The organism is Chryseobacterium sp. AC405b (genome assembly GCF_979258685.1).
Window position 1 is genome coordinate 1,635,834 of record NZ_OZ409877.1, and the last position, 25,165, is coordinate 1,660,998.

At 33.7% G+C, this 25,165-nt stretch carries 23 protein-coding genes and 1 pseudogene; 8 read left to right on the forward strand and 16 right to left on the reverse strand.

Translation table 11 applies throughout. From position 1 onward, the window contains the following. Positions 1-82: 82 nt before the first annotated feature. Complete coding sequence (locus ACZZZA_RS07975; RefSeq protein WP_463430721.1) at positions 83-3,793, reverse strand: metallophosphoesterase; 3,711 nt, start codon at positions 3,791-3,793, stop codon at positions 83-85. Between the two features lie 26 nt (positions 3,794-3,819). Between ACZZZA_RS07975 and ACZZZA_RS07980 the strand changes: the two genes are divergently transcribed. After that, on the forward strand, positions 3,820-4,992 hold the full coding sequence (locus ACZZZA_RS07980) for a Pycsar system effector family protein (RefSeq protein ID WP_463430723.1): 1,173 nt from the start codon (positions 3,820-3,822) through the stop codon (positions 4,990-4,992). Here the strand turns inward: ACZZZA_RS07980 and ACZZZA_RS07985 are convergent. Continuing rightward, on the reverse strand, positions 4,982-5,218 hold the full coding sequence (locus tag ACZZZA_RS07985; protein ID WP_463430725.1) for a helix-turn-helix domain-containing protein: 237 nt from the start codon (positions 5,216-5,218) through the stop codon (positions 4,982-4,984). The two genes, ACZZZA_RS07980 and ACZZZA_RS07985, sit on opposite strands and share 11 nt — an antisense overlap. Before the next feature lie 118 nt (positions 5,219-5,336). Between ACZZZA_RS07985 and ACZZZA_RS07990 the strand changes: the two genes are divergently transcribed. Together ACZZZA_RS07990 and ACZZZA_RS07995 are read left to right on the forward strand one after the other, a co-directional pair. After that, the gene (locus tag ACZZZA_RS07990) at positions 5,337-6,734 is read left to right on the forward strand and encodes a hypothetical protein (protein ID WP_463430727.1); all 1,398 of its coding nucleotides are present in this window, start codon (positions 5,337-5,339) and stop codon (positions 6,732-6,734) included. Positions 6,735-6,769: 35 nt separating this feature from the next. Beyond that, complete coding sequence (locus ACZZZA_RS07995) at positions 6,770-6,925, forward strand: hypothetical protein (protein WP_463430729.1); 156 nt, start codon at positions 6,770-6,772, stop codon at positions 6,923-6,925. 76 nt (positions 6,926-7,001) lie between these two features. On the opposite strand, the gene ACZZZA_RS08000 is transcribed toward ACZZZA_RS07995, so the two are convergent. Beyond that, the gene (locus ACZZZA_RS08000; RefSeq protein WP_463430731.1) at positions 7,002-7,229 is read right to left on the reverse strand and encodes a hypothetical protein; all 228 of its coding nucleotides are present in this window, start codon (positions 7,227-7,229) and stop codon (positions 7,002-7,004) included. A gap of 138 nt (positions 7,230-7,367) precedes the next feature. On the opposite strand from ACZZZA_RS08000, the gene ACZZZA_RS08005 reads away from it, so the two are divergent. Beyond that, complete coding sequence (locus ACZZZA_RS08005) at positions 7,368-7,640, forward strand: hypothetical protein (protein WP_463430733.1); 273 nt, start codon at positions 7,368-7,370, stop codon at positions 7,638-7,640. Here the strand turns inward: ACZZZA_RS08005 and ACZZZA_RS08010 are convergent. From ACZZZA_RS08010 to ACZZZA_RS08020, 3 genes are all read right to left on the reverse strand, one after another. Then, positions 7,633-7,776 (reverse strand): hypothetical protein, encoded by a 144-nt coding sequence (locus ACZZZA_RS08010; protein ID WP_463430734.1) that lies wholly within the window; start codon positions 7,774-7,776, stop codon positions 7,633-7,635. The two genes, ACZZZA_RS08005 and ACZZZA_RS08010, sit on opposite strands and share 8 nt — an antisense overlap. Positions 7,777-7,914: 138 nt before the next feature. Continuing rightward, positions 7,915-8,547 carry a hypothetical protein gene (locus ACZZZA_RS08015; RefSeq protein WP_463430736.1) on the reverse strand — a complete coding sequence of 211 codons (633 nt, stop codon included), beginning with the start codon at positions 8,545-8,547 and terminating at the stop codon, positions 7,915-7,917. Then, on the reverse strand, positions 8,547-8,921 hold the full coding sequence (locus ACZZZA_RS08020; protein WP_463430738.1) for a hypothetical protein: 375 nt from the start codon (positions 8,919-8,921) through the stop codon (positions 8,547-8,549). Before ACZZZA_RS08020 ends, ACZZZA_RS08015 begins: the two co-directional genes overlap by 1 nt. Positions 8,922-9,233: 312 nt before the next feature. Here ACZZZA_RS08020 and ACZZZA_RS08025 point away from each other — a divergent pair, with 312 nt between their 5' ends. Continuing rightward, positions 9,234-10,160, forward strand: a complete 927-nt coding sequence (locus tag ACZZZA_RS08025; protein WP_463430740.1) for an IS1595 family transposase — start codon at positions 9,234-9,236, stop codon at positions 10,158-10,160. 32 nt (positions 10,161-10,192) lie between these two features. Further along, positions 10,193-10,384, forward strand: coding sequence for a hypothetical protein (locus ACZZZA_RS08030; protein WP_463430742.1), 192 nt, complete (start codon positions 10,193-10,195; stop codon positions 10,382-10,384). A 179-nt stretch (positions 10,385-10,563) separates the two neighbouring features. Here ACZZZA_RS08030 and ACZZZA_RS08035 read toward each other — a convergent pair whose 3' ends face one another. Continuing rightward, positions 10,564-11,310 (reverse strand): DUF3825 domain-containing protein, encoded by a 747-nt coding sequence (locus ACZZZA_RS08035; RefSeq protein ID WP_463430744.1) that lies wholly within the window; start codon positions 11,308-11,310, stop codon positions 10,564-10,566. A 105-nt stretch (positions 11,311-11,415) separates the two neighbouring features. On the opposite strand from ACZZZA_RS08035, the gene ACZZZA_RS08040 reads away from it, so the two are divergent. Next, positions 11,416-11,955, forward strand: coding sequence for a DUF6705 family protein (locus ACZZZA_RS08040; RefSeq protein WP_463430746.1), 540 nt, complete (start codon positions 11,416-11,418; stop codon positions 11,953-11,955). Beyond that, complete coding sequence (locus ACZZZA_RS08045) at positions 11,955-12,773, forward strand: hypothetical protein (RefSeq protein ID WP_463430748.1); 819 nt, start codon at positions 11,955-11,957, stop codon at positions 12,771-12,773. Before ACZZZA_RS08040 ends, ACZZZA_RS08045 begins: the two co-directional genes overlap by 1 nt. A 195-nt stretch (positions 12,774-12,968) precedes the next feature. Here the strand turns inward: ACZZZA_RS08045 and ACZZZA_RS08050 are convergent, their stop codons facing one another. From ACZZZA_RS08050 to ACZZZA_RS08090, 9 genes and pseudogenes are all read right to left on the reverse strand, one after another. Next, the gene (locus ACZZZA_RS08050; protein ID WP_463430750.1) at positions 12,969-15,272 is read right to left on the reverse strand and encodes a GAF domain-containing protein; all 2,304 of its coding nucleotides are present in this window, start codon (positions 15,270-15,272) and stop codon (positions 12,969-12,971) included. Positions 15,273-15,440: 168 nt separating this feature from the next. Next, positions 15,441-15,968 carry a hypothetical protein gene (locus ACZZZA_RS08055; RefSeq protein WP_463430752.1) on the reverse strand — a complete coding sequence of 176 codons (528 nt, stop codon included), beginning with the start codon at positions 15,966-15,968 and terminating at the stop codon, positions 15,441-15,443. Positions 15,969-16,102: 134 nt separating this feature from the next. Continuing rightward, positions 16,103-16,227, reverse strand: a pseudogene (locus ACZZZA_RS08060) (IS1 family transposase); the annotation flags it as partial. Between the two features lie 155 nt (positions 16,228-16,382). After that, positions 16,383-16,832, reverse strand: a complete 450-nt coding sequence (locus ACZZZA_RS08065) for a hypothetical protein (RefSeq protein WP_463430754.1) — start codon at positions 16,830-16,832, stop codon at positions 16,383-16,385. A 2-nt stretch (positions 16,833-16,834) separates the two neighbouring features. Continuing rightward, on the reverse strand, positions 16,835-17,845 hold the full coding sequence (locus ACZZZA_RS08070) for an RHS repeat domain-containing protein (protein ID WP_463430756.1): 1,011 nt from the start codon (positions 17,843-17,845) through the stop codon (positions 16,835-16,837). A 96-nt stretch (positions 17,846-17,941) separates the two neighbouring features. Beyond that, complete coding sequence (locus ACZZZA_RS08075) at positions 17,942-18,397, reverse strand: hypothetical protein (protein WP_463430758.1); 456 nt, start codon at positions 18,395-18,397, stop codon at positions 17,942-17,944. An 89-nt stretch (positions 18,398-18,486) separates the two neighbouring features. After that, on the reverse strand, positions 18,487-21,723 hold the full coding sequence (locus tag ACZZZA_RS08080) for a DUF6443 domain-containing protein (protein ID WP_463430760.1): 3,237 nt from the start codon (positions 21,721-21,723) through the stop codon (positions 18,487-18,489). 6 nt (positions 21,724-21,729) lie between these two features. Beyond that, on the reverse strand, positions 21,730-23,235 hold the full coding sequence (locus ACZZZA_RS08085; protein WP_463430762.1) for a hypothetical protein: 1,506 nt from the start codon (positions 23,233-23,235) through the stop codon (positions 21,730-21,732). 49 nt (positions 23,236-23,284) lie between these two features. Beyond that, entirely contained in the window at positions 23,285-25,162 is a 1,878-nt protein-coding gene (locus ACZZZA_RS08090) for a hypothetical protein (RefSeq protein ID WP_463430764.1), read from the reverse strand. Positions 25,163-25,165 lie beyond the last annotated feature (3 nt).

Sequence of the window (25,165 nt, forward strand, 5' to 3'; positions counted from 1 at the left end):
ATGTGGTAAGATTCTTTTGGAATGACAAATTCGTTTTAAATACAATTTAGTTTAGAAAGCTTTAAATAAAAATCAATGACTTTTAAAAACTCAATCCCACACCACCGGAAATTCTGCCGCCATCTTCGCCGGTAAAATAATCTACTCTCGCAGAGAACATTTCTAAGATGTTCATCCAGAATCCTCCACCAACACCTTGATGCCATTTGTCAGATTGTTCACCATCCATCCAAACTCTTCCCAAATCATAACCGACTAAAATTCCCATATTGGCAGGTACAATTCTATTTTTTACACGTCCAAAATCCCAACGAATCTCTGAGTTGTTCACAACATAAGATTTCCCTGCAAATCTTTCATTTCTGTAAGCGCGCATTCCGTTTTTTCCTCCGATGGCTGCAGCTTGGTAGAACTCAAAATTATTATTGTTGATCATCATTACATTGCTTGAGTTGGCAAATACAAATTTTCCTCGCTTGTCAATTCTGTGAAACAGATTTAAGGTTCCTTGGAAGCTTGCGAAATTTTGGTTGAATTCTGAAATGTTTGCTTTCCAACCTGCATTTAATTCTAACTCTAAACCTAAAGTAGGGAAGGCTTTATTATCTAAATTTTTAAAACTTAAGGTGTAATTGGCTCCTGCAAACTGCTGTCCGTTAAAAACTTCCGGATTTACATCGGGAGAAACAGCAATGAAACGGTCGTCATTATACTGTACTTTCGAATGCTCAAAATTCAGTTGGAACTGATGTTTGAAATTCAGCCAGCTTGTTTTTGAAATGGATGGCGCCAGTTTAAACTGAGAAATTCGCACTCTGTTGTAATCTCTTTCGTCTTCATCCACATTATTTACACTTTCGTTTCCTAAACCAAAAAATGTTCTTGAAAAAAACGGAGTCGTGAAAGTCGCATCAATTTCGGCATCCCATCCTGCAATGGCTTTTTTGAAAATTCCTTTGTAGCCTACATTAAATCCACCGGTTGATGTGTAATAATTGGCGCTGAACATGTGCTTTTGGGTAAATGGATCTCTTATAAAATTATTAACGGTATAATTCGCTACAAAACCTAAAATCACTCCATCATCAGGATTAAAATTGGCATTGGGATACCCTGCAAAGAAATTGTATTTCGGGTGTTTCCAATTGTAGGTGTTGACATTGTAATCATTGGTAATATGCTTGCTTGCCGATCTTTCGTTGTAGGTGTTTTTTTGAGATTTAAAATCATAAATTTTCACCTTTTTACCGTTTTCTACATTATAGATATCATGATTGTAACCTCCGATCAGACGGATATTTATTTTTGATTTCCCTTCTCCTGAAACTTCATAGATGTCATCGTCTTCCAAACCATAGATCCAAAGTTCTTTGGTTTTGGTGTCTTCATATTTCTTTTCAAAAACCAGTTCTTCACCGTTTTTATTGAATTGATATTGCTTTACTTCTACATAATTGTCAACTTTCGTGATAACAAATTTATCTTTATTAATGGTTCCTGCCAATGGAACTTTTTCCTGTAAAACATCAAAATACCGGGTTGCAAAATCTTTTAGTTTTGTTTTTCTTGTTTTTAATTTCTGCTGAATATCTGTAATAGTTTCATCCTGAACTTCTTTGGGTAAATGATCAAAAGCACGGTCAATATCTGCATCTGTCAAATTTTGCTGAATATAATTTGCCTGATTAATCCAATCTTCCTGATTGGCATTTTTTAGTACAATTAAGTCTAACGGATACGGTTCCATATTCATCCAGCGCACACTTTTAATATCATCTTTGAATGATTTCATATGACGGATTGCCGGAATGTTCATCAGAACTTTAAAAGCTGTTCCGTCGTACCTGCTGAATGCCTGATCGTGATCTCTCGGGATCGGTTTGTAGATGATTTTTTCTCCGTCCTGATATTCTGCCCATTTCCATTGATCTTCGTGTCTGTCCCAATCTCCAATGAGCATATCAAAAATTCTAGCACGAAGGTATGATTCCTGATCTACAGAATATTGATGGTCTTTTCTGAGGTTTTTCAAAACATCATCAGTTGATAAAATATCTTTTGCATTGTCAAGTGATGCCAAAGTTTTAGGATCTGATGAAAAACGCTCTTCAATCATGTACAATTCATCGCCATAATTTTTATTAAATTCACCTAATCCTTTTTGTTTTGGAATAAAATACAATTGGGGATTGCTGTGGAAAAGCCCTATTTTATCAGCCATATTATTAACTGAAAATCCCGTGAACGGATGGCTTGTCGTGTAAAAATCCATTAAAAATCTATCAGGAAAGGTGTTTTCCAGTTCATTTCCGAAAGTATTTTTCTTGAATGCCATATTGTTAAGAAATCGTGTGGCACTTTTCTTCAGACTACGCATCACAAATTCCTGCCCGTCATTCGCTTTGATCCGCAAGCTGTTCGATTGATTTCCACCACCCTCTCTGAAAGGGGTGAATCCACCATTTAAAGTAGAAATATTTGCAGTTTTAGCTTCTACAGGAATTGCATAGTATTTTCTGTAATGATTTCCCCAAAGCCATGAATAAAACTTACCCGCTTTTGCCTGTCTTTCGGTATAAACTGTAGCTTTTACTGTTGACGGAAAAGTTTCAGGAAAGTTATTTTCAAACTGTTTTGGTTTTTCAATCACCGAAATTTGCGTAAGCTTTTCAAGCTTATTGTTCCTGGTAGAGAAAAATTCTACATCTGAACTTAAATCTTTTCTTAGATTTAAAATCCCGAAACCGCTTCCGCCATAAGAGAAGTCTGTTTTTTCAAAAATGGTTGAAGGTTCAGTTTTTGATGCTGCACCGCTTACAATTTGTCTGATATTTCTGTTGGCGTGATATTGCAGATTATGATCGTGACCGGAAACAAGAATTACATTTTCTTTATCCTGAATAATGCTTTTTATTCTGCCGGCAAATTCTGTGTAATGGTTGTTGCTAAGATCTTCCATGCTTACTCCGGATGTAGTTCGCAAGATATTGACTAAGCTTGCAATCCCCGGAAGTGGAATTTTACCTCCGAAAAGAAAAAGATGCGATCTAGCAGAGGTAAAACCTGCATGCGTTCCGGAGCTAATCACAGGATGGTGCAACGCTACAATAATTCTTTTGTCTTGATTTTTCAGGATTAAATCTTTAAACTCTGCATAAAAATCTTCTTTGGTTTTGATGTTACAGCCTTTGTTGATTCCCGGATGTTTATCCCAATTGATTAAAGCCCATTCAGAATCTATAACAATAAGTTTTATATCTTTGGTAAGATTAATATCATCAATCGGACAGGAATTTTTGGGCAGAAATGCTTTTTTATCATTCAGATAAGATTTTACAAATTCTTCCTGTGCCTTCAAGCCCTCCAAACCGTGATACCAGTCATGATTTCCGGGAATGACCAATGTTTTTCCTTTGAAGTTTTTAGTGATTGCCAACTGATTTTCCAGCTTCTCTTTGGCTAAAGGATAATCTTTATCACTTTCTCCGGGCATACCAAGAGGATAAATATTGTCTCCCAAAAACACAAGCAAGGAGTTTTTATCTGCGGAATCCAGTTTGTTTTTAATGAAATTTAAAGTCTGCTGTGCTTGAGGTTCATCTGCGTTTCCGGCATCACCAACCAGAAATATTTTAAAATCATTTTCAGTTTTTATATCAGAATTTTGTGTTTCATGTAAGTTTTTTCCTTTTTGTAAGTTATAGGTTGCACACGAAAATAGAAATCCCGAAAGCAATAAAGTTCTTGCCGTTACGGAGCATATTTTTAGAAAAGATTTTGAGGATAAATTCATACATTTACATTAAGAAAAATTCAGCAATGACCATTTTAGAACGCGCTAAAAATCATGTAGAAAACTTATTCAAAGATAAGTTATCTTCTGTATATTTTTATCATAATTTTATTCATACCACTTTTGCAGTTCAGAAAGCAGAGGAAATTATGAATCATACCAATGTTTCTGATGAAGAGCGGGAGAAAGTTCTACTTGCACTGTGGTTTCATGATGTAGGTTTCACCGATTGCAAAGCTGAAGGTCATGAGGATAGAGGGGTGGTTCTTGTGAAAGAATTTCTTGCCTCCGAAAATGTTTCTGGCCAATATATTGAAGATGTTTCTCAACTGATTCTTTCTACGGAAAAATATTACAAGCCTCAAAACCTTCTGGAAGAAATAATGAAAGATGCGGATTTTAGTCATTTTTCGAGTCCGTTTTACAATGACACTGCAGAAGCTTTACGAAAAGAGTGGGAACTTACCGGTGGAATGTGTTTTTCAAATGAAGAATGGCATAAAATGAATGTAGATTTTCTGAAAAACAAGCACCGTTATTTTACAGAATATGCTCAGAAAAATTGGGAACCTTTGAAGATGAAAAACATAAAAAAACTGGAAAAAAGTTTCGATAAAGAAGAAAAACCTAAAAAAGAAAATTCTGATTCCAAAAAAGATAAAGACTCAAAATCCGACAGAAGCGTAGACACACTTTTTCGAGTAACACTGAATAATCATACCAGATTAAGTGATATTGCAGACAGCAAAGCAAATATTTTATTGTCTGTGAACGCAATTATTATTTCAGTTTGTCTTTCTGTTTTGGTTCCTAAATTAGATACGCCGAAAAATGCCCATTTGATTATCCCGACATTTTTCCTTCTGATTTCGAGTGTTTTAACGATTATTTTTGCCATTCTTTCTACAAAACCGAATGTCACCAAAACAACATTTACCAATAAAGATATTGCAGATCGAAAAGTTAACCTTCTGTTCTTCGGAAATTTTCATCAGATGGAATTTGGCAAATACCTCAGTGCGATGCACGATTTGATCAAAGACAGAGATTATATTTACGATTCTATGGTAAAAGATCTTTACTTTTTGGGGAAAGTTTTAGACCGAAAATACAAGCTTCTGTCGATTACCTACAAAATTTTCATGGCAGGAATTATTACTTCTGTGCTTTCTTTTGCTTATGCTTTTCTTAGATTGTAGTTTCTAAATCTTTGAAAAAATCGCTTAATGATATTTCTAAAGCATCGGTGATTCTCATGAGGTTAAGCACAGAAGTGTTGATAATGCCTCTTTCTATTCTTGTAATCTGAGAGATTTCTACATCAACTAAAAATGCCAGTTCTTTTTGGGTGAGATTTTTTTGCAGACGCAATTCTTGGAGTCGTCTTCCAATGTTTTGCAATCTTATAAAATCCAAATCTCTCACAAAGTAAAATTTGGATTTTGCAATAAATTAAGAGTAAGCAAATTTGCCTACTTTTAATTTTGTTTTTCTTCCTATGTTTGTGAAAATTTTATATATTTAACCTTTAAATTTACACAAGATGAAGAAAAATTTATTTCTCAGGCTCTGTCTGATCATGGCAGTTATGCTGTCGACTTATTCTTGTCGACAGGATATTCTCCCCGAACAGGAAACCTACCACAACACGAGCGCATTTCAGCTTACCTCCAAAAGAATTTCTTTAAATGAATCTAAGCATAAAGGAAAACTTCTTTCTGAGATTAAACAGGCAGAGGATAAGCTGAAGACATTTTCTAATCCCAACGCACTAGGGAAAATAGTAAACTACGGAAACGGAGTTTCTATAGACACAGAAAGTGTGATCTACATAGAAAACGGACCGAATTACCATACCTACACTTTTCATATTATCAAAGCCGATGCGCCTGCAGATGCTCCGGTAGAAAATCTTGTGCTGACACCGCTTCCCGATGGTACATACAAAGAACTTTTGTTCACCTACAACCTGACTCCTGTTGAAAAGCAACAGGCTGAAAACGGAGTAGCGATCAATACGCATGGCAAAGTACAGATCACCGAGTTGGTAAAAGGAACTTATAATAACGGCAATCTGCAGGGTAAAACAATTACGGGCGTTACCTGCGGATGGACAGAAGAAGTGCAGTTCACCGTTTGTGATGGGAATGATCATCATTCTAATGGTGAGGCTACCGATGATATGGGTGGTCCCTGCACAGCAGTCAACCCTTCTCTGCCATACTTAGTCGCTGTGTACAAATGTGACTGGATTTATGGAACAGATCCTTTCAGCTCTACAGGTCCGGGAACTACTATAGGTCAAACTCCGGGAACTCCGGGAGGAGGAGCTCCGATTTCAGGAACATGTCCTGACAACGGAATTCTTATTTCACCAATAGATCCTACCTCAAGCACCAATATGGAATGTGAGAGCGGTGTGCCGACGCAGATAATTGTTGTTTCTCCTGAGTTAAAAAACAAATGTGATAAAGCTAAAGAAGCATATGAAAATCCGACAGTGAAATCACAGTATGATATACTGAAAAACAAAACTTCTGCAATAAAAGAATCAGGCTATGGATTTAAAACCGTCACCGTTTCCGATGGTACAAAATCTACCGAAGCTACACCATTGAACCCAGATGCCACGAGTCCGGATAAAATGACTATGGGAATATTTCCTACCACATTTGGATATGCCCACACGCATCTCAATAAGTTTGACGGCAATATGGCCATAAAAATACATTCTCCGAAAGATATCAATACCTTTATCAATATATTACGCAGTGCAAAGAACAATGGCATACCCCTTGCGAATGTTTTTGGAGGATTGATAGCTTCAGACCTGATACACAGTATAATGTTTACCAGCTCTTATATACAGGTAAAGGGTCGGATCTGCCGCCTGTGTTTTCTGAAGATCAACTTACAAATCTTAAAAATTGGTATAAATTAGAAGCACAAAAAATTAATCTTGAAACAGGAGAACCATTGACTCATTATGAAATGCAGGGATTGCTTTACAAGACCTTGAAAAAGATGAATGTGAAAAATGTAGTGCTTTCTAAACGGGAATATAATTCCGGAAAATATTATATTGTAGAATTTGATGAATATGGAAATCCATCAGAAAAATTATGCCCTTAAATTTATTAAGGTAAGTATATACTAGTTTACACAAAGGTAAAAAATATATCCCCATCTTTATAATGGGGATTATTTTTTAGAAAATAATAATTTTATCATCATCACGAATGGATAATTTAAAATTTTTTAAAATTTCCGTATTTAAATCTACTACAAATGATAACATATTAATACTTACTTTATCTATGCTTCCATTTTTACATTCTTGTATTTCTTTGTAAAGTTCCGTAGCCTCTTCTAAATTTTCCTTTTTAAATTTAATTTCATGATTCTCAAAATCATTTTGAATTGTAATAATATGCATTTTTCTCTATTTAATGAGCGAAATAGTTTCCCCTCATAGTTAAAGATAGTGAAAATGAATGTAATAAGAAAGTCTTTGTAGATATTAGCAACTTCACAAAAAATAAAATCTGCCGTAACTTCGTTTAAAAATAAAGCTATGGCAGACACTAAATATCCTTTAGTTTATATTGAATGGGAAGACGCTTATTCTGTACCTCAGGAATGGCATACGGAAGACCAAATGACTGGTATTTTAGCAGATGAATGCTTTACGGTAAAACAAACAGGATTTATTATAAAAGAAACAGATAAATTTATAGTTTTAGCAAACATATTAAATGAACTAAATCTATCTGAAAACCAATTTTCGGGACTCCATAGAATCCCGAAAGGTTGTTTGTTAAAGCAAATTATCTTACAATTTAGCTAGGTTTATTTACTGTTATTGTTTCTTTAACCGTAGTTTTAGGATGCTTTTCTGCATATTCTTTCGTTACAATTTTTCCATCTTCGGCACTTCTATAGATTGTTCTTTTTGTGGTAGTTGTAGTTTTTTTCTGAGCCATGATTTTAAGTATTTTAAGTTTAAATAAAGCTACAAAAAACATTTGAATCATTATAAAAAACTTTCCCCATATAGAGAAAAGTTTGTAAATTTGATAATCCGGTTATTAAACCGTTTAGAATTCTCATGGGTCTGCTTATTAAAGTGGACTCATTTTAATTATTCTATCTTTTAATTCTAAATATTTTTTGTAATATTTCTTATAATCCTCGGGTTTGTCCTTATAAGCAACATAAAGATTTTGATTTTCATTATGAAAATTATTAATAGTTGTTTCAACTATATTTTTATGCGTATTTTTTTTCTGCATACGTTCATTTAAATTATCTATTTCTTTGATTATCTCGGTTGTTTTCTCGTTTATAATTCGTTTTAAGACTTCATTATTCTTATTTCTTTCAAGTGATTTATTATCTTTTTTAATTCTTTTTTTCGCATAATAATTTGCCCACATTTCACGAGATAAATTCGGATCTATATTTAAATCCATATCTGAGATTGATGGTCTTAATTGCCCCTGAACACTACCTGTATTATTAGAACTTTTTTGGGAAATTTGATCTTGCTGACCTTTTACGAAACCATTATTATATCCTGTTTGATAATCGTTTTTTATATCTCTAAATCCTATAGGGGCGACAGGTGCAACACATCCTAAAATATTATAACAGTAACCTGATCTATAACCCGCAGAAAATCCATTTTGATAGACATCTTGAGAATATAAAATAGTTGACACGATAATACTAACAACTGTAATTGTTTTTTTCATTATTTAAGATTTTTAATTTCTTTGTTTAATATTTGACGTCCGTAGATAGCTAGGATAATCCCATTTAATCCAATGGCTGTATTTTTATAAAGTGAATTATCTAAGAGAAGAAATAAAAACACTACAAACGTTGAAATGATTAAGTAATGACAAACTGTAAATGCTATTTTAATATCAGATTCAGATCTTTTGTCTCCGGAACTAAATGTCAAATAATAGATTAAGGCATAAGCTAAAAAAGTAGCTGTAAAACTCCCTAAAGCAGAAATTATAGAAAAGCTAATTTCAGAGTTTTTCCCTAAAAATAAATAGCATGATACAATTTGTAGAACAATAGAAATAAAGAATAGAACAGGAATACTTATGTTTTTCATGGATAATTTTTTACTCCACTCAGTCCCAAAATGAAAGGTTTATAAATGCGAAAGCGTGGAACTATTACTTTATTTGCTGAAAGAGGTTCTGACAAAACCCACACTACAAACAAGAATAGCCCACGCCATTGGCATGAGCATCGACTGTTTATTCTGTAGTGTTGTTTTGAATTGTCAGATTCCTTTCAACAGAATAAAAGCAAACGCTTTATTTTTTCGATAAATATTGCAGCAAAAATAGGAGTTTAAAGTGTTAAAAAACAATATGTAATGAAAAATATTTTGTAATTTAGTGTTGCTATTTTACAAGAAATGATAAACACGAATATTAAATCGGTATTACAGCTTCTTAATACCTTTTCTACAGAGGAAAAATGCATTGAACATTTAGAACAAATGAGATGGGGCGGGATTGTTGTCAGTCCTTTTGATTCATCATCGGCTGTTTATAAATGCAAAGGAAATAGATATAGATGCAAAAATACTGGTAAATATTTCAATGTTAAAACCGGATCAATGTTTGAAAATACAAAGATCAGTTTACGTAAATGGTTTTTAGCAATATGGCTTGTAACTTCACATAAAAAAGGAATCAGCTCAATTCAACTATCTAAAGATATTGACGTAACGCAGAAGACAGCCTGGTTTGTATTGCAAAGAATAAGAGCTTGTTTCGGAATCGAAAACAACAATGAACTTGAAGGAATAGTAGAATGTGACGAAACTTTTATCGGAGGCAAAAATAAAAACAGGCACAAGGATAAGAAAGTACATAATTCTCAAGGTAGAAGCTTTAAAGATAAAACACCTGTAATGGGAATGCTGCAGAGGGATGGAAAGATGAACGCATTTGTAGTTCCGGACACAAAGAGAATTAGTATACAGCCGTTAATTTGTAGGTTGGTAAATCCTGAAACTACAATACTTATCAGTGATGAATGGCATGGATATACTGGATTAAACAAATATTACGACCATAAGATAATCGATCATTCCAAAAAAGAATACGTAAGTTTACAGGATAGTAATATTCACACAAACAATATAGAGGGAAGTTGGAATATTTTAAAGAAGAGCGTTTCCGGAATGTATAATCACGTTTCTCGAAAACACCTTCAAAAATATGTTGACGAGTTTGTTTACAGATTCAATTTGAGAAAGACTCCTGATAATGAAAAGTTCAAACATCTATTAGTAAATAGTGATGTAAGAACAAAATATAAAGACTTAGCAGCTTAGATATGTTATTAGAAGAACTAAAACAAAAAGGCGTGAAAAGCGTAATAATGAACGGCATCGAATACTTTGACGTTGCCGACATAAAAGAAAATCATCCTGATTTAAAGATAGACATTAAGAAGATTCTTATCGTCGGAAGGAAATCGTACATAATCGCAGAATACATAGAACAGCTTACAGATTTCGATAAATTTATGAAAAGTTTGTTCAACGTTAAAAACTAAAATATCTTCTAGAATATAATAAAAATGCCCTCTCGAGGAGGGCTATCTGTTTTTGTTCTAATCTTGTAAGTTTTTAATCTTGGTGTCTTTGAAAAAATAATCTGTTCTTTGAAGTTTTTCTAGTCTCATAAATTTCTACTACAAATTTGAGAATTTAAATTCATATATGCAAATTAATTTTATACTTTCAACCATTCATCATCTGGTTTAGCAATTAATCTAGCATTATTTATTGCCATGTCTAATGTAAGGCATGTCGAAGCACGATAAACACCGTTTTCTTTTTCAATTACTAATGCTAAGTCCGCATTTGCTGGATTATCTAAACATAAAGGTAATAGTAATTGGAGTTTTCCTTTATAGTATTGCGGAATAGCAGTTTTATAGTTTCTTTTAACCCTTCTTTTTGCGTCCTCAATAGTTCCAGATAAAATATTTGATAGAACATGATCTGAATAACTATTAAATGGATCGGGAAATCTAGATTTATTATCCTGTATTATGTGGTCTATGTTGGTTCTTAATTCTAGAGAAATATTGTATATTAGATCAGCAGGATCATCAATATATGTTGCTATTTCAGCTAGTTTACTAAATTTTGATAAATCTCTATCACTAGATTTTCTCCAGCCAACAAAATAAAAAGGCACACCAGTTTCTGCCCTTCTATTCTTTTGAAAATAACCATATATTTCTTCCTGATTATTCGTTACTAATCCTGTATTAAAACAGCAATAATCTCCTTCATATTCAATTTTATTTTCATTAGAAATTTTCTCAAAAGTATGATTAACATAATTTGATAGAATAGGATAAGATCCAGTTGGATGTGTATTATAATCCCAGTTTTCATGCATAGACAAATTATTCAATTCTTCAATACATTGATTAAAATTGGGGATATATGCGAATTTGTATAAATTCATAAGTAATTAGTTTTTACAAATATACAAAATCATTATTGTAATTTTCAACTTCCATTTCTATTTCCTAACTTTGTGTAAAGTGGTATGTAGTTACCTTTATTAATTATGAAAAAATTATTTATATTATTAATCTCATGCTTTATCAGTTGTAAAGCACAGCAACCTATTCTTTCAATGAATACCAAAGGATGGTCTATCGAAGGAACCTATTATAAAGACCTTGATAATGAGCTTGATCCTTATCAAGGAATCTGGAGAGGGACATTTGAAAATAAGATTTTTGAAATTACTTTTACTAAAATTAAATTTCATGAACCAATAGGAAATTACGACCAAGATATACTTGTAGGTAAATATAAAATGATGAACAATAACGGAAATATTTTGTACTCTACGTATAATTTGGCAGATGAAGATGCTAAAGTCAGCAGTCTAGGCTTTGTAGAGCAGACTAACCACACAAAACTAAGATTTCAGTTTTCTGATTTATGTATTGATGGCGAAATCCACCTCAGTTTTACAAATCCTCAGAAAACACAGCTTTACTGGAAGTATTTTACTAACCAGACGTTGGTAACAGATGATTCGGGATGTGCACCTTATAATGAAATGCCAAGGGGTGAGTTTAATTTGACGAAACAGTAATGAGAATAAACATCACCAATCCCTGCCCCGAAAACTGGGACAATATGCAAGATTCTCCGAAAGGCAAATTTTGTGAAGTCTGCTCCAGATGTGTGATAGATTTTACTGACAAAACGGATCAGGAAATAAAAAATATTACTGGTAACCCTATCGGTGAAAGTATCTGCGGAAGAATTGCTTCAAAATCTTTTTCTAAAATTGCAACAGGGATGATTTTAGTTACCAATCTTACTTTTATTCAGGCGCAAACTCAAAACAATTTTGCAATTGAAACCGAGCAGAAAGTAATAAGCACAACACAATTATCAGGGAAACTCATTTTCAAGAAAACCAAAAAAGCTATAGAAAGGGCAGATGTATTTTTTATTTGCAAATCCCGATACATCAAAACAAAAACTGATGAAAACGGTAATTTCACTTTGGAAATCCCTAACGAACTGATTGATAAAAAGAATCTTTTATATTTTAGTTTCGATAAGCTTAATCAAGAAACAGAAGATCAGCCTAAAAGGAATATTCCTAATGTAATGAACGGAGATATTTATGAAAACACATCTTTTGTTTTTATTCAGAAGGAAAATATAAAAGATAGAGAATTCGAAATAGATGTTAAGCAATATTATATTGGAGGTCTTTCAATAAACTCTTTAGACATTGATCATTATTATTATCAGGGCAAAAGAATCAGCCAAAATAAATTTGAGAAAATAAGAAAAGAAAATCCTCATTATCAATCTTTCTATTTCGACGGTGAAGAGGCTAAGATTGTTTCCGGCAAAGGATTCGTAACAACAATCTCATTATTATATTCAAAATAAAACTAAAATCCTCTCGAAAAATTCAGGAGAATTATTCACATTTTAATAGTCTAATTAGAATTTTGTGAGGTAGAGTGCCCAAGTACTTGTAAAACAACTATCCCTAAAAAAAAATATTTATCTGACGAAACAATAATGACAGAACCTCTGAAAAGAGGTTTTTTTATTATAAGATTTTCATGATAGAGACATTGTTCAAACAAAAGAAACCCTCAACGCCAACAAACCTGTAATTCCCTGCAGATCTTCAACTCTTAGAAATTCAACATCAGCTTTCAGTACATTTTGCTTTTGAAGTCGGTTGATGTATTGCAAGTATTCACGTTGATTTTCCATCCCGAAATAAACGATGGTGATTTTTCCGGGGCAGGTAATTCTTTCTGTAGAATCTTTGATATGGGCTTTCTCCAGCCTTTTTTTGATGATTTCAAAATTTGAATTAAAAGCTCCGTCTACATCAAAACGTTTTTCATCCATTCGGAAACGGATATCTATTTTTTCATTATAAACAAAAATCAGTGAAGCGATATCAAGCGAAATCGGGAGGTCTTTTTTAAATAAATGAAATTCCTGTTCCATCGTGCAAATGGTTTCCAGCTGCCAATATCTCAACTCATGAACAACTTTTGCAGAATAAGGTAATTCCGGAGCGATATTGTGACCGATGTAAAGATTGTGCTCTACGCCATCAGATTTAAACCTTTCAAAATAATGCGGAAAAATCTCCTGAGCAATAACCTGTTTTTGGTCTAAAATATCTGCCAGTTTGCGATTGAGAAGCGTAATAGAATCATCTAAATTTTTCCTGTTGGCATAAAAAAGATCATTTTGAGTAAAAACTTGACTGAAATATTTTTTGATGTTATCTTTAATAATTTCATCACTTTTTATTTCAAGCTGACCTTGCAGAAATGGATGGATCTCTTCGCGCAAAAGTCTTTGAAAACGCTGTTCTGTATCTGCTTTTATTTCGTTATTCAATTCGTTTTCAAAAATATCCAAAGCTAAAGAATACTTTTCTGCATCTGACGAACTCAGTAACGACATTACTTCCTGGAGTCCGTCCATTTGCTGGTTAATATCTTCAAGCATCAGTTTGAAACGTTTGTCTGATGACGAACGAATATCTGAAAAACTGAACAAAGGAGTGAGATTTTTAAAAGAAATCTCTTTTAAAGTATATATTTTTTTCGATAAATACGCATTAAAATAACGTTCAGCTTCATTTCTGAACTTCCAGATTACGCTGTCGTGAATCGTAGTGTATTCGCGCTGAATAATGGCTTCAATCTGATTATTTCTTTCGTAAGAAAATCTACTGAGAGAGAAAATGATCATGTCTGCAACGAACTCCAGTTTTTTAAGTTTCAGCCCATTCAAGCTATTGGCTATCGGTGAAGTAAACTCCATCATCGCAAGAAGTTCGTTGTCTTTCATTATCGGAATGACCATGAAGCTGTTGATGTTGTGATCTTTTAAAATGCTGAAAGAGGGCAATTTTTTGATCTCATCATCAAGTTTATCTACATTGGAAACGACAACAGGTTTTGAGTTATAACTGATGTTCTCAAAAGCAGTTTTTCGTACTTCCTCGTCGAAAGTATTGATCCAGAAATCAAGAAGGTAATTGGTGAAAATACTCTCGTAAATGGGAAGTTTTTCAAGCCTTTTATTTTTAGTATTAAAAAGCATTAAACCGAAATTAAGGTCGGCAACGTCGAAGTAGGATTTGAAAATTTCTTTCAGATTTTCGTCAGGAGTAGGATTTTCAAGATCTATTTTAATCATACTCGATTTCAGATCAGACAATGCAACTTCTGAGGTGCAGTCGACCAGTGAAATTATGCTGAATCCGTTTAAAATCCATGATTCTGATGGGAAATATTTTTTCCAAAGCGGTAAATCGTCTAAATTTTCCAGAAGCATATCCAAAACTTCATCAGACGGTATTTTTGTGCCTTCTGCAGGATAAACGTCACTGAAATCTGAATTGACTGTAATTTTATAATGCTTCATGATCCCCTGTTTGTCGGGAATGTCATAATAGAATGGTATGGTAAGTTTAACTTCTTTTTTCAGATAAGTCTGCAAAATCAGGCAACAGCAGAAAACGTAATATTCGTCGTCGCTGATGTCCCGGAATTCAATTTCGAAATTTTTTCCGGCATCATTTAAAATACTTTGAAACCTTTCGGTATAATTGAAGGTAAGATTGGTCAACGGAACTCCTGCAGCTTTTATTTCATTTTTCGTCAATCCGGTAGGGAATAGATCTGCCAAAAGTAGTCTGATGAGATCTTTATGTTTTTCAAACACCAAAAGATCCTGAAAACCATCTCGTAATTCTTTAAAATTCTTGGTTTTTTCAATAAGAGATTCTGCATAGTTTGCACGGTATTCTAAACGGTCATTGTAGCGAATATGCTCCAGCACATCCAAATATTTTCTGAACGATATAAAAACCTGAAACGGACTTTCTTTCTTGTAAAAATTCGACAAAATCTGAAAAAAATTGTGTAGGTAAAGGTATGAAAACGGTAAGTTATTTTAGGTGTTTGGCAGATGGAAATTTTGGCGAATTATTTTTAGGTCAGACTTCAAAAATAAATATCTTTATAAAATGAAATCGTAAACATTCGTGCGGCAGCGAGAAATACATAGTAAAAATTATTTATCTATATTAATTTTTTTATTAATTTTTCCTTTAGCATCATAATATAACCATACTCCGACTTCTTTATTTTTCTTATAATTACCTTTTACTCTAATTTGACCGTTTCTATAGTATTCATAATATTTTCCACATTTTTGTTCATCTATTTCGCCCTCATCATCTACATCAACACAAATAAAATATCTTCTCTTTACCTTTTTTACATTATAATCATAAAATTCAAGCTCCTCTAAACAGTTGCGATAATTGTTACAATAAAGTACTCTTTTTATAATATTATCGTTAAAATCTCTAAAATCTAGATACACTAATTTATTATTTTCATAATATCTGTACTCCATACCATCATAGGATTTATATTTTCCCCATCCTGTAAAATCATTACCTGTTTTTTTTTCCACAACTCTAAAAAGATCATTATTAGTATTATAATATAATGATAACAGGTTGTTCTCAATTGTATCCTTTTTCTGACTAAAGAAAAACATGGGATAAAAAGTCATTATTAGTAAAAATCTCATTTTCATTGTTTATCTAAATTAACTTATCCCCTTGTCACTGTGTACTTGTTCCGTGTGCTTCTACTATATTTAAAAATCAAACATTATATTTTTATAAAGATAAAAAATATGTTTAATCTTTTTCAGGGGAGGGAGTTATTAAAGAGATCTTGTTGTTTTTTAGTTTTGGTTGTACCATTTTAAATGATATTTTTGAATAACAATTCCTGCAAATTTTCTCATCACTAACTCTGATACACGAGGAATGATCTTCAGTCATTTAGATATGTTTTTTTCTGCAAAAATAAACAAGAGTAGGGAATGCCTACTCTTGTTTTGATTGTTTTGTTTTTAATAAGTGTTGAATTTCAATGAGTTAATCTATTGAAAATGCTCATCGCTAACTTTGATACATTACCACAATCGGTAGCGAGATTATCTTTTTATAGAGTTATATTGCTCTTTTGTAATTATTTTTTTATCCAACATTTTCTTAAGCCAATCTTCCGCTCGCTTTTTAGAAGAAGATTCCATTTTTGACATATTTATTATCGAGTAATTGCTATAATCAACATCTACATTATATTTTTCGCACAAAGCTTTAAAATAATCATAGTATGCTTTTTCATTACTGTATTTCTCTGCCATTATTTTGGAATAATACATCAGTGTATCTGTTCTTGAGATCTCATCAGAATCCATTAAATGATAAAAAAGTTCATCATAAGCTAAAGTGTCGCCTTTAAATTTTACTCTATTGGTAAGAGTGTCATAATCCATGCTTATTTGATTCATTGTAACTAATTCCTCATTGTCTTTTAATTGAGGTGAATTTTTCTTTTGGCAAGAAAATAAAAGCAAAAATATTAAAATTATATATCTCATAATTAATTGAATATTCTGTCCCACAAACTTCTCTGATCTTTCCCGTCAGGTTTGGTATTTCCTGGTTGTTGATTTGTTCTTTGACCATTCTGAAAAGAGTTCCAAGAACCAAATGTCTTTGAGAAATTGGGTTTATCTCCTCTTTTAACATCTCCGTTGTGATTCGTATTTGTCGCTACAACAGGACCAATTTCTTTGCCACCACCAAAACCATCTCGTTCATCAGGAGCAATTATTGTAACTCCTTTCATTTCTTTTGATTCAGATATTTTAGATGCAACAGGATCTACAACATTTCCTTCGTTATCAAGTGTATATCTTCCTACTCTACAAGAGTGCAAAACAACGGTAAATCCTTCTTTACTTTCAGAGTTTTTCCATAAATCACTATTGTTATTGAGAATGTCGTTCAGTCCCTTTCCTGTGTTCACAGTTCCAAAACCAGCTTTTTTTTCACTTGCACTAACATTTTCATTATAAAACGCTGAAGGATTTCCATGAGCAAAAACATGAACTGTTTTGGTATTAGGATTGTCTTTATAGAGACCATTATTTGCTGCTTTGATAATTGGTTCATTCTTCTTAATGTCTTTAACTAAAACAACTTCCAATCCTTCTAGCTCTACACCATCAACAACTCTGTTTTCAGAAAAATTATAGTGCGATTGATAAGCATACTTTTCAGAAAGTGGATCAATATTAAAGAACCTTCCCACATCGGGCATGTAATTTCTCCACTTAAAGCTGTACCAACCTGTTTCATCCTGTTTCTCTTGAGATTGGAATGAATATTTATACACCGGATTTCCCGTTAAGAAATTATATCCTTCATGCTTCAACCCAAAAGGATAATAATTGTTTTCTTCAAGAACTTCTATGCTGCTATTATCATTTTTAAAATAGCTTAAGCGAACATTTCCCAAATGGTCTGTATAATTGTAAATATACTTATTATTTTCGAAATTAAAATACCCTTCGAATGTGGTGCAAATTTGAGTTCGGACTTCTCGCATAGGAAAAGGTAACGCTTTTTTCGTACTGAAAAACCTCGCATTTTGCGAGGTTTTTTTATTTATCTGCCACACGATAAAATCGTGCGGGAGCATGGATCAATCAGGGATATTTTGTCTTTCGATTTTAAATACTTTATTATTTTCAATATAAATATTAATAAAGTATGGCTCACTAATATTAGGAAAATAATTTTCACTCCTAAAATAAATGGAATCGTTCGCCACCTGCAAAACTTCTGTTTTAAAGTATTTTTTTGAAATATTTTTTTCTATCAATAAAACTTTTTCATTATCTATTTTTTTTAAAAAATATTTATCTTTTTCATATATAGGTAGACCATATGCTAAGCCAATGATTGAATCTTTACCTTTAATATCATTATAACTATAAATTACATTTTTACTATTTCTATCAATCGTTTTCGCAATCATTCCATTAGCTTCTTTTACCATTGTTAGATTGATCTCATTTTTCTTTTCACATGAAAGGAAAGTAAACAAGCAAAAAATAATAGTTGTTATTTTATTTGACTTCAAAATTATATGAATCATATCTTATAGTTTTATTAGAATTTGGAATGACAATATTAAAATTATTAGGAATTCTGTTTTTATAGAACTCACTCTCAAAATGAATTCTATTACCTCTGTCGCCTTCTGTTGGATGGGCCATATCCATTAAAACCCGAAGGAACCATAGTGCCACCAGGATGCAAATGAGTAAATTCTGTCATTTTAACATTCTTATCATTAAGCATCATCCATGCAAAATATCCTCCTACACCTTCTTGAGATTTTTTAAACTCAGTAGACATTACAAACATCTCTTTTCCTCCTTCTTTTACACTTTTATAGCCGGCTAAGCTGAATTCGTTACTTACATTATCCTTAATGAAATTAAAAAAACTCTTCATAGATTTTTCATTCGAGGATAAATAAATATTAAATGCTGTTACTCTTTTATCATCACCTTCTCTAATCTCAGCTTTTCCTCTTACTCTTTTGTCAATTATATTTTTATCTACTGTTACAGATTTATCTCCTTTCTCATTATAAATGGTGTGGACACCTTTGGTTTCATCGCTGTCTGTTTTTCTAAGAAGTTCAAGACTACCGTTCTTTTTCATTTTATAATCATCAGTCGGTTTTCTTCCATCCGGATCAATAAATCTAATCGGGTTATTAAACGCATAGTTATAAGGGCTATGTCTCGTCATCTTTTCACTTAAAGGATCTACCACTCCCCACCTTCCAATATCCGGCATATAAAATCTTGCTCCGTAATCATACATTCCTGATTCCTTTTGCAATTCTTTGTTATTATATTTATAATTATATGCTGTGTTTCCTGCAAGCAGGTTATACCCTTCATGCTTCAACCCAAACGGATAATAATTATTTTCTTCAAGAACTTCTGTGCTCGTCCCATTGTTGAAATAACTCAATCTCACATTCCCCAAATGGTCACTGTAATTGTAAATATACTTATTATTTTCGAAATTAAAATACCCTTCCGAGGTAGGAACAAATTTTATGGCAAATACATTATTGGTTAATGCTTCATATTGAAAGCCATCCAGATAATCGACCGTTTTTTTGATGTAAACTAAGTTTTCACTGTATTTGTGCTCCTTTCTAAGCTTGATTCCGTCTGCTCTGTAGATGTTGTACACATTTTCATTCTGTTGAGTGGTTCTGGTATAATAATACCTGTCAAAAATCACAAATCTTGGTAGATTCAAAAAATTGTATTGAATATCAAGTATTCCTTTGTCTTTCTGATCTTTCATATTGCCATTGGCATCATAAGAAATAGTCATTCCCGATACATCGGGATAACCTTTGTAGTTCTGGGAAGTGTCTGTAACAGTATTGAGCTTATTTCCTGTGTACGAATAATCAAGATAATCGATCTGTTCTGCAAAGCCAGATGCACCTTTGCTTGTCCTTTGAAGAAAGGTGATATTGCCATTCAGGTCATACTGTAGTTCCTCATTGTAGAAATTATTCTGCGGAACGGAAGATTGGGGTTCCTGATAAATCCCCTGCAGCAATCTGTTGAGCGAATCATATTGGTATCCGTATCTTCTCATGACTCCGTCATTAGCGGTTTTCCAGTCGATCTCTGCGATATTTCCGTTGTATTTTGCAGGTGAAAGCGAATTATTTACAGGATTTTGATATTTTATTTCATAACCGAAAAGTTTATTGTTTAAATTATTAGGATCATTTATTTTCGTCATCCAGCCACGAATGTTGTATGCATAATCAATACTTTGCAAAGGTGTTGCAGGGTTGGTTCCGCCTACTTTTTTGTTTTGTAACTGCGATAGTTCATTGTAGGTATTCTGAGCCAAAATTTCTTCCGTATTATTATCGATTTTATGTTGATGAGTCAGCAATCGGTTTTGATGATCATAGGTAAAAGTTTCCGTGATTATTCTTTCGTTATCTGTGGCGAGTCTTTTGTGGTAGGTTTTGGTCTGCAAAACTGTTCCTGCAAAATCAAGCTCAGATTCTGTCTTGGTGTAGCCTCCGAGATGATTGATGGCGTAACCCCCGATGGGTCTTCCTTTGGTATCGTAATACGAGTAGCTTTTCGTCCAGTTATCATCTTCAATGTTCTTTACCAACGTCATTACGGGAAGGCTTTTGGTGCTTTTTCCCAGTGTTGCTGCATTATCGGTTAAGATTGTTTTTCCATAGATCGTTGAGGGAAAAGCAGGATTGAAGCTGTAAGAAGGATAGGTGTCATAATAGTTAACTGATAATAAAGTCGTTATCTCATTAAACAGGATATTGGTGTAATACACCTGCATTCCGTTTTTTGTGAAACCTACTGCGTCTCTCGAATCGACAACTACGTAATTGTTGGCGACATTCTGTAAGGATTCTCTGGGTGCTGCAAGGATAATCCCAGTATATGCGACTCTTCCAAATGGATCATATTTTGTGAAGAGCCATTTCCCTTCTGTACGTAGATTAGCATCCTGCGTGAAAATGAGCCTGTCTGCTTTATCATACACCATGTGTTCCCATCCTTTGCCGGGAAGTTTCTTTTCTGCCAATCTGCCATCACCGTCATATCGGTATTGGTAGCATAGATTATCTAAAGCGGTCTGGTCAATCGTTCCTGTTGTAGCCAAAGGCGGCACTACAAAAGCCAGCTGATTGTATTTGTTGTACACATAATACGTGTCGGCATTTTCTGTGGCAGAGATTACTTTTCTCAATAAGATGGTCTGTCCTTTACTGTTTTTAAATTCAATGGTCTTGTTGCCGTCTTCATCGGTGACGGTGTTTTTGTAAAGCTGCCCCTGAGAATAGTTTCCGCTTTCACCAAGATCAGATTTGGTGGCTCCGTTTTCCCAAATCGTTGGGGAGGTATATTTTTTAACTTCTCCATTGATGTTGACATCGTAATCAAATTTCACGGGTTTATTGCTCCAGTCGTTTCCTACCTGTTTCTGCTCAAAAACCCTGTCGAGAGGTGAGCTTTCTAATATCTTCTCTGCATAGATTTTTTCCGAAGCGTATTGAGTGGAAGCACTCGAGAGTGGGGAAGTGTAGATTCCGCCGGTTTGAGTCCCGGATTGCGGAACGGGAAGGAAGTCTTTCACCTGTCTTCCAAACTGGTCATATTCGATGTGCGTCACGACATCTTTTCCGGCAGGTGATGCTTTTACATTCACCATCTGCTTCGGTCTTCCCAGACCGTCGATATACTGAACGGTCTGAATCTGTTTAGCAGTAGAACTCGAGGTTGTTACAGGTTCCAGATATACTCTGGTCTGTACGTAGTTTTCTGTATTTGTTGCCTGTGCTTGGTATAAACCCGCTACAAACAGCATACTGATAGGGATGATTATTTTTTTCATGTGTTTTTATGGTTTGTAGTTGTACGTGTTTTCCTTTAAGATCTTTCCTTCTTCATCAATGATTTTTTCCAGCCTGTTGGCAGCATCATATTTATAGATTTCTCTGATTCCTGATGGTGGTGTAAGTGTTGTCACTCCAATCAATGGATCATAAGTGACGGTTGCCATCTGGAAATCTTTAAAATTAACATTGTTTCTCAGTGCATCCAGTGCAGCAATCAGGCTGCTTTCTGAAGCAGGATTTCCAGCATCTGCATCGGAAGCATTGATGATTGCCGTGATCAGAGGATCGTTTTTGATGTTGTCATATGCTGCTCCTTCAATTTTAGCAATAGGCTGGGTTCCGTTATATCCCCAAATTATGGATGTGGGAATTCCGTCTTTCCCTGTGTACTGAAGAATGTTTCCTTTGCTGTCGTATTTGTTAAATGTTACCTGTGTAGAAGCATTTCCGCTTTGAAGGTTATACGATAATGCCGAACTTGGGAACAGATGCAATGCATCGTCATATTTGGTTTCAGATTTTGAGATCAGCGTTCCGGTAGCAAGCGGACTTTCTTTTTCTGTCACCGAAACTTCCAGAGGAACGGCAATCATGTTGGCGTTGATCAATCTCGTGTTACCTTTCTCATGAGCGTATTGGTAACTGGTTTCTGTAATACTATTATCGGTAGATGTTGCAATTTTTTTTGTCAGGTAATCTCTTAAATTGTATTCATTATTGGTAGTTATGATAGCAGAACGCTGATCGGGATAATAGCTGATTGATCTTTCTTGTATTAAATGAGAAGTCCCTATTCTTTCAGCATGAAAATTTAAAGTTAAAAAAGCAAAAGGATCATTACCCACAAAAGGTCTTATCCCGCCACCGGCTGAGTCTATATAAAACACTTCATAATTTGGATATTTTCCACCGTGAAGATAGAATCCGACCCCCGGAAAGGAAATAGGTTGAACTGTACTACCAATTGTTGTATCAAAACCGTTATAAGCATAGGTATATTGGTCTTCGGTAAGAAGAATGTTGCTGTTATCATATATTTTTTTATTCAACAGATTCCCTCTGGTATAATCATAATTGGCAACTTCATTGAACGGAGGAATTGTAGGAATGGTATAAGGATTAGGCTGGTCTACAGGAGAAGTATATTGATATACAGTCTTTCCACGACCTGTCTCATTTACTGTTACAAACTGATAGCCTATATCCGAGCCTTTGGTTTTCTGCGTTGGGAGGAAGTTTCTGTCAGAATTATACGTAATATCGGCAATAAATGTTGCCGTGCAGGCCTGATTACTATGAATGGCACATACATATTCCATTCCCGCCATGTAAGGTACTGTATAGGAATAAAGCGGTTTCGGAAAAACAAGTGCACCTGTACTTTTTTTATGATCGGATAAATTTTGGTAATTAAAGCTGATGGATTTATTGGGAGTAGTACTGTTTTGTTCTCCATAATAATTGATATTTTTGATACGTACGTTTCTGTAATCAAATAAATATTTCAAATTATTAGAGTTTCGAACTTTGAATGTAGTATTATATGATGTGTTAAAATTAAGAGAAGAAGGTCCCTTGCTGAATACTGGACAGTTCAAGATAATAATCTCCTGCATCTAAGGTCCTACTGTACTCTGTAGGAACTGGATCACCCTGATTTAATAATGCTGTACCCAATGCACCCGCATGTACATAATTATTTCCTTCTTTTCTATAAAGACTTAAAACCCATGCATACTGATTAATTGCTGATGTTTCTAAATAAGTGGTTACTAAAGTATTGTTCTCTGAGACTGTGAACGCATAATTTTTCCCGCTTGTAAAATTATTTATTGCAGTTGAATGACTGGTAGTATCCCAATTGAGAGGATTTTCATCATAATTATTAAGTTCTGTAGCACCTGTAATAGGCGCTGGAGAATTTGTCTCAGGGACAAAAGAAAAAGTTCCTGTCTCGTACACAAACTCAGACCTTCCTTTCGTAGGATAGGTTACAGATTTTAAAAGTTCTACGTCAGCACATCCTACCGGTATATCTCCGGAGCATTTGAAAAATGTTTCTTTACCGCTTATGAGGGGTGGTGCAAATCTGTTCTTACTGTAATAATCAAGTTGATAATCAAAATCCTGAATATAATTTCCGTTATTTTTACTCATCTTTTGTAGAGATGTTAAAAAAAGTCTTTTATAGGGTCCGTTTTCTTTATAAACATAATTAAAATTATATTTTTCATCGTATCTATTATCAGATCCCAGAAGTATGATGTTTTTCAGTTTTGAAAGTTTTGTTGCATTCAGTCCCCCTACATAATTTGTATCTTCTCTTCCATTTTCATATTCGAACAATACTTTACCTTTTCCGACGAGTTGTATTTCTTTTACCCTTCGTATATCCGTAACAGTTATATTGGTAGAAGTCTCGGAAATTTTTGGCAACAGACTTTTGTTCTGATTTACAATATCTGAAAGTGTCGGTGAATCGGAATAATTAATAAAATTATTATTGTGAGTTGTTTCTATAGATTGTATAGTAATGGGTTCGTTATCATATTCAAGAATTACCTTTGTCTGATTATTTGCATCTTGTATTGTACTTAAATGAAAAGCACTGTTGAAACTTAAGTTCATCACCGACGAAGAAGTTTCAATATAAGATTCCAGCCCCAAGCTGTGTGTTAATGAGGAAGTAGAAGATGTTTCTAAAACATTAAAAACAAATTTATTTCCTGACTCATCAACGATACCGAAAGATACTGGAGTAAAGTCCGGTAATGCATTTACGGTAATTATCAGATTGTTTTTATCCAACTTCACTACTTGTAATTCCCCATTTACCTTTTTTATTATAAATCTTCCCGTATAATTCAGAAAATTATATTGGTAAAGATCGTATTGCGTATCATATCTGTTCTTGTAATGCGCTTCAAAAACGCTTTTCATCGCATTGGAATGCTGGCTCGCCACATTAGGGTTTTCAATCATTGCGCCAAAATAGTTCTTGATTACGTTGACGTTAGTTGTTTCATCTAAATAGATTCCTAATTTAAAGCTTGTTCCTCCGCCGATAGAATAAGCTACTGATTTTTCATCAGGACTTCCCATAATCGTTCTGGAAATTGTACCTCCAGCGAAAAGACTCCAGCCCAATCCTGTCTCACTGGCTTTTGATTCTGATGCGGCATTACCGACATGATATTTTAATGCCAAATTAATGGAGACATTACTTAATCCGGTAGGTAAATTCGCAATCGGGATTGTGATATCAGGAATCCCTGTATAATTGCTCACCGGTACTTCCTCAAATTTCATTAAACTGTTGACAGTTGGTGATGGAGGGATAATGTTGGGACTATTTTTATTTTCATCACTACCGCTTTGTGCAAGTGCACAATTGGTAATAAATATAGATGAAATTAATATCAGATTTTTTCTCATGTG

What these genes read in the sequence shown, in the direction of transcription:
- ACZZZA_RS07980 (WP_463430723.1), top strand. Translation starts at nt 3,820, where the DNA reads ATGACCATTTTAGAACGCGCTAAAAATCATGTAGAAAACTTATTCAAA.
- ACZZZA_RS08035 (WP_463430744.1), bottom strand. Translation starts at nt 11,310, where the DNA reads ATGAATTTATACAAATTCGCATATATCCCCAATTTTAATCAATGTATT.
- ACZZZA_RS08080 (WP_463430760.1), bottom strand. Translation starts at nt 21,723, where the DNA reads ATGAAAAAAATAATCATCCCTATCAGTATGCTGTTTGTAGCGGGTTTA.
- ACZZZA_RS08025 (WP_463430740.1), top strand. Translation starts at nt 9,234, where the DNA reads ATGATAAACACGAATATTAAATCGGTATTACAGCTTCTTAATACCTTT.
- ACZZZA_RS08010 (WP_463430734.1), bottom strand. Translation starts at nt 7,776, where the DNA reads ATGGCTCAGAAAAAAACTACAACTACCACAAAAAGAACAATCTATAGA.
- ACZZZA_RS08055 (WP_463430752.1), bottom strand. Translation starts at nt 15,968, where the DNA reads ATGAGATTTTTACTAATAATGACTTTTTATCCCATGTTTTTCTTTAGT.
- ACZZZA_RS08000 (WP_463430731.1), bottom strand. Translation starts at nt 7,229, where the DNA reads ATGCATATTATTACAATTCAAAATGATTTTGAGAATCATGAAATTAAA.
- ACZZZA_RS07975 (WP_463430721.1), bottom strand. Translation starts at nt 3,793, where the DNA reads ATGAATTTATCCTCAAAATCTTTTCTAAAAATATGCTCCGTAACGGCA.
- ACZZZA_RS07990 (WP_463430727.1), top strand. Translation starts at nt 5,337, where the DNA reads ATGAAGAAAAATTTATTTCTCAGGCTCTGTCTGATCATGGCAGTTATG.
- ACZZZA_RS08015 (WP_463430736.1), bottom strand. Translation starts at nt 8,547, where the DNA reads ATGAAAAAAACAATTACAGTTGTTAGTATTATCGTGTCAACTATTTTA.
- ACZZZA_RS08005 (WP_463430733.1), top strand. Translation starts at nt 7,368, where the DNA reads ATGGCAGACACTAAATATCCTTTAGTTTATATTGAATGGGAAGACGCT.
- ACZZZA_RS08070 (WP_463430756.1), bottom strand. Translation starts at nt 17,845, where the DNA reads ATGCGAGAAGTCCGAACTCAAATTTGCACCACATTCGAAGGGTATTTT.
- ACZZZA_RS08090 (WP_463430764.1), bottom strand. Translation starts at nt 25,162, where the DNA reads ATGAGAAAAAATCTGATATTAATTTCATCTATATTTATTACCAATTGT.
- ACZZZA_RS08065 (WP_463430754.1), bottom strand. Translation starts at nt 16,832, where the DNA reads ATGAGATATATAATTTTAATATTTTTGCTTTTATTTTCTTGCCAAAAG.
- ACZZZA_RS08020 (WP_463430738.1), bottom strand. Translation starts at nt 8,921, where the DNA reads ATGAAAAACATAAGTATTCCTGTTCTATTCTTTATTTCTATTGTTCTA.
- ACZZZA_RS08075 (WP_463430758.1), bottom strand. Translation starts at nt 18,397, where the DNA reads ATGATTCATATAATTTTGAAGTCAAATAAAATAACAACTATTATTTTT.
- ACZZZA_RS08040 (WP_463430746.1), top strand. Translation starts at nt 11,416, where the DNA reads ATGAAAAAATTATTTATATTATTAATCTCATGCTTTATCAGTTGTAAA.
- ACZZZA_RS08045 (WP_463430748.1), top strand. Translation starts at nt 11,955, where the DNA reads ATGAGAATAAACATCACCAATCCCTGCCCCGAAAACTGGGACAATATG.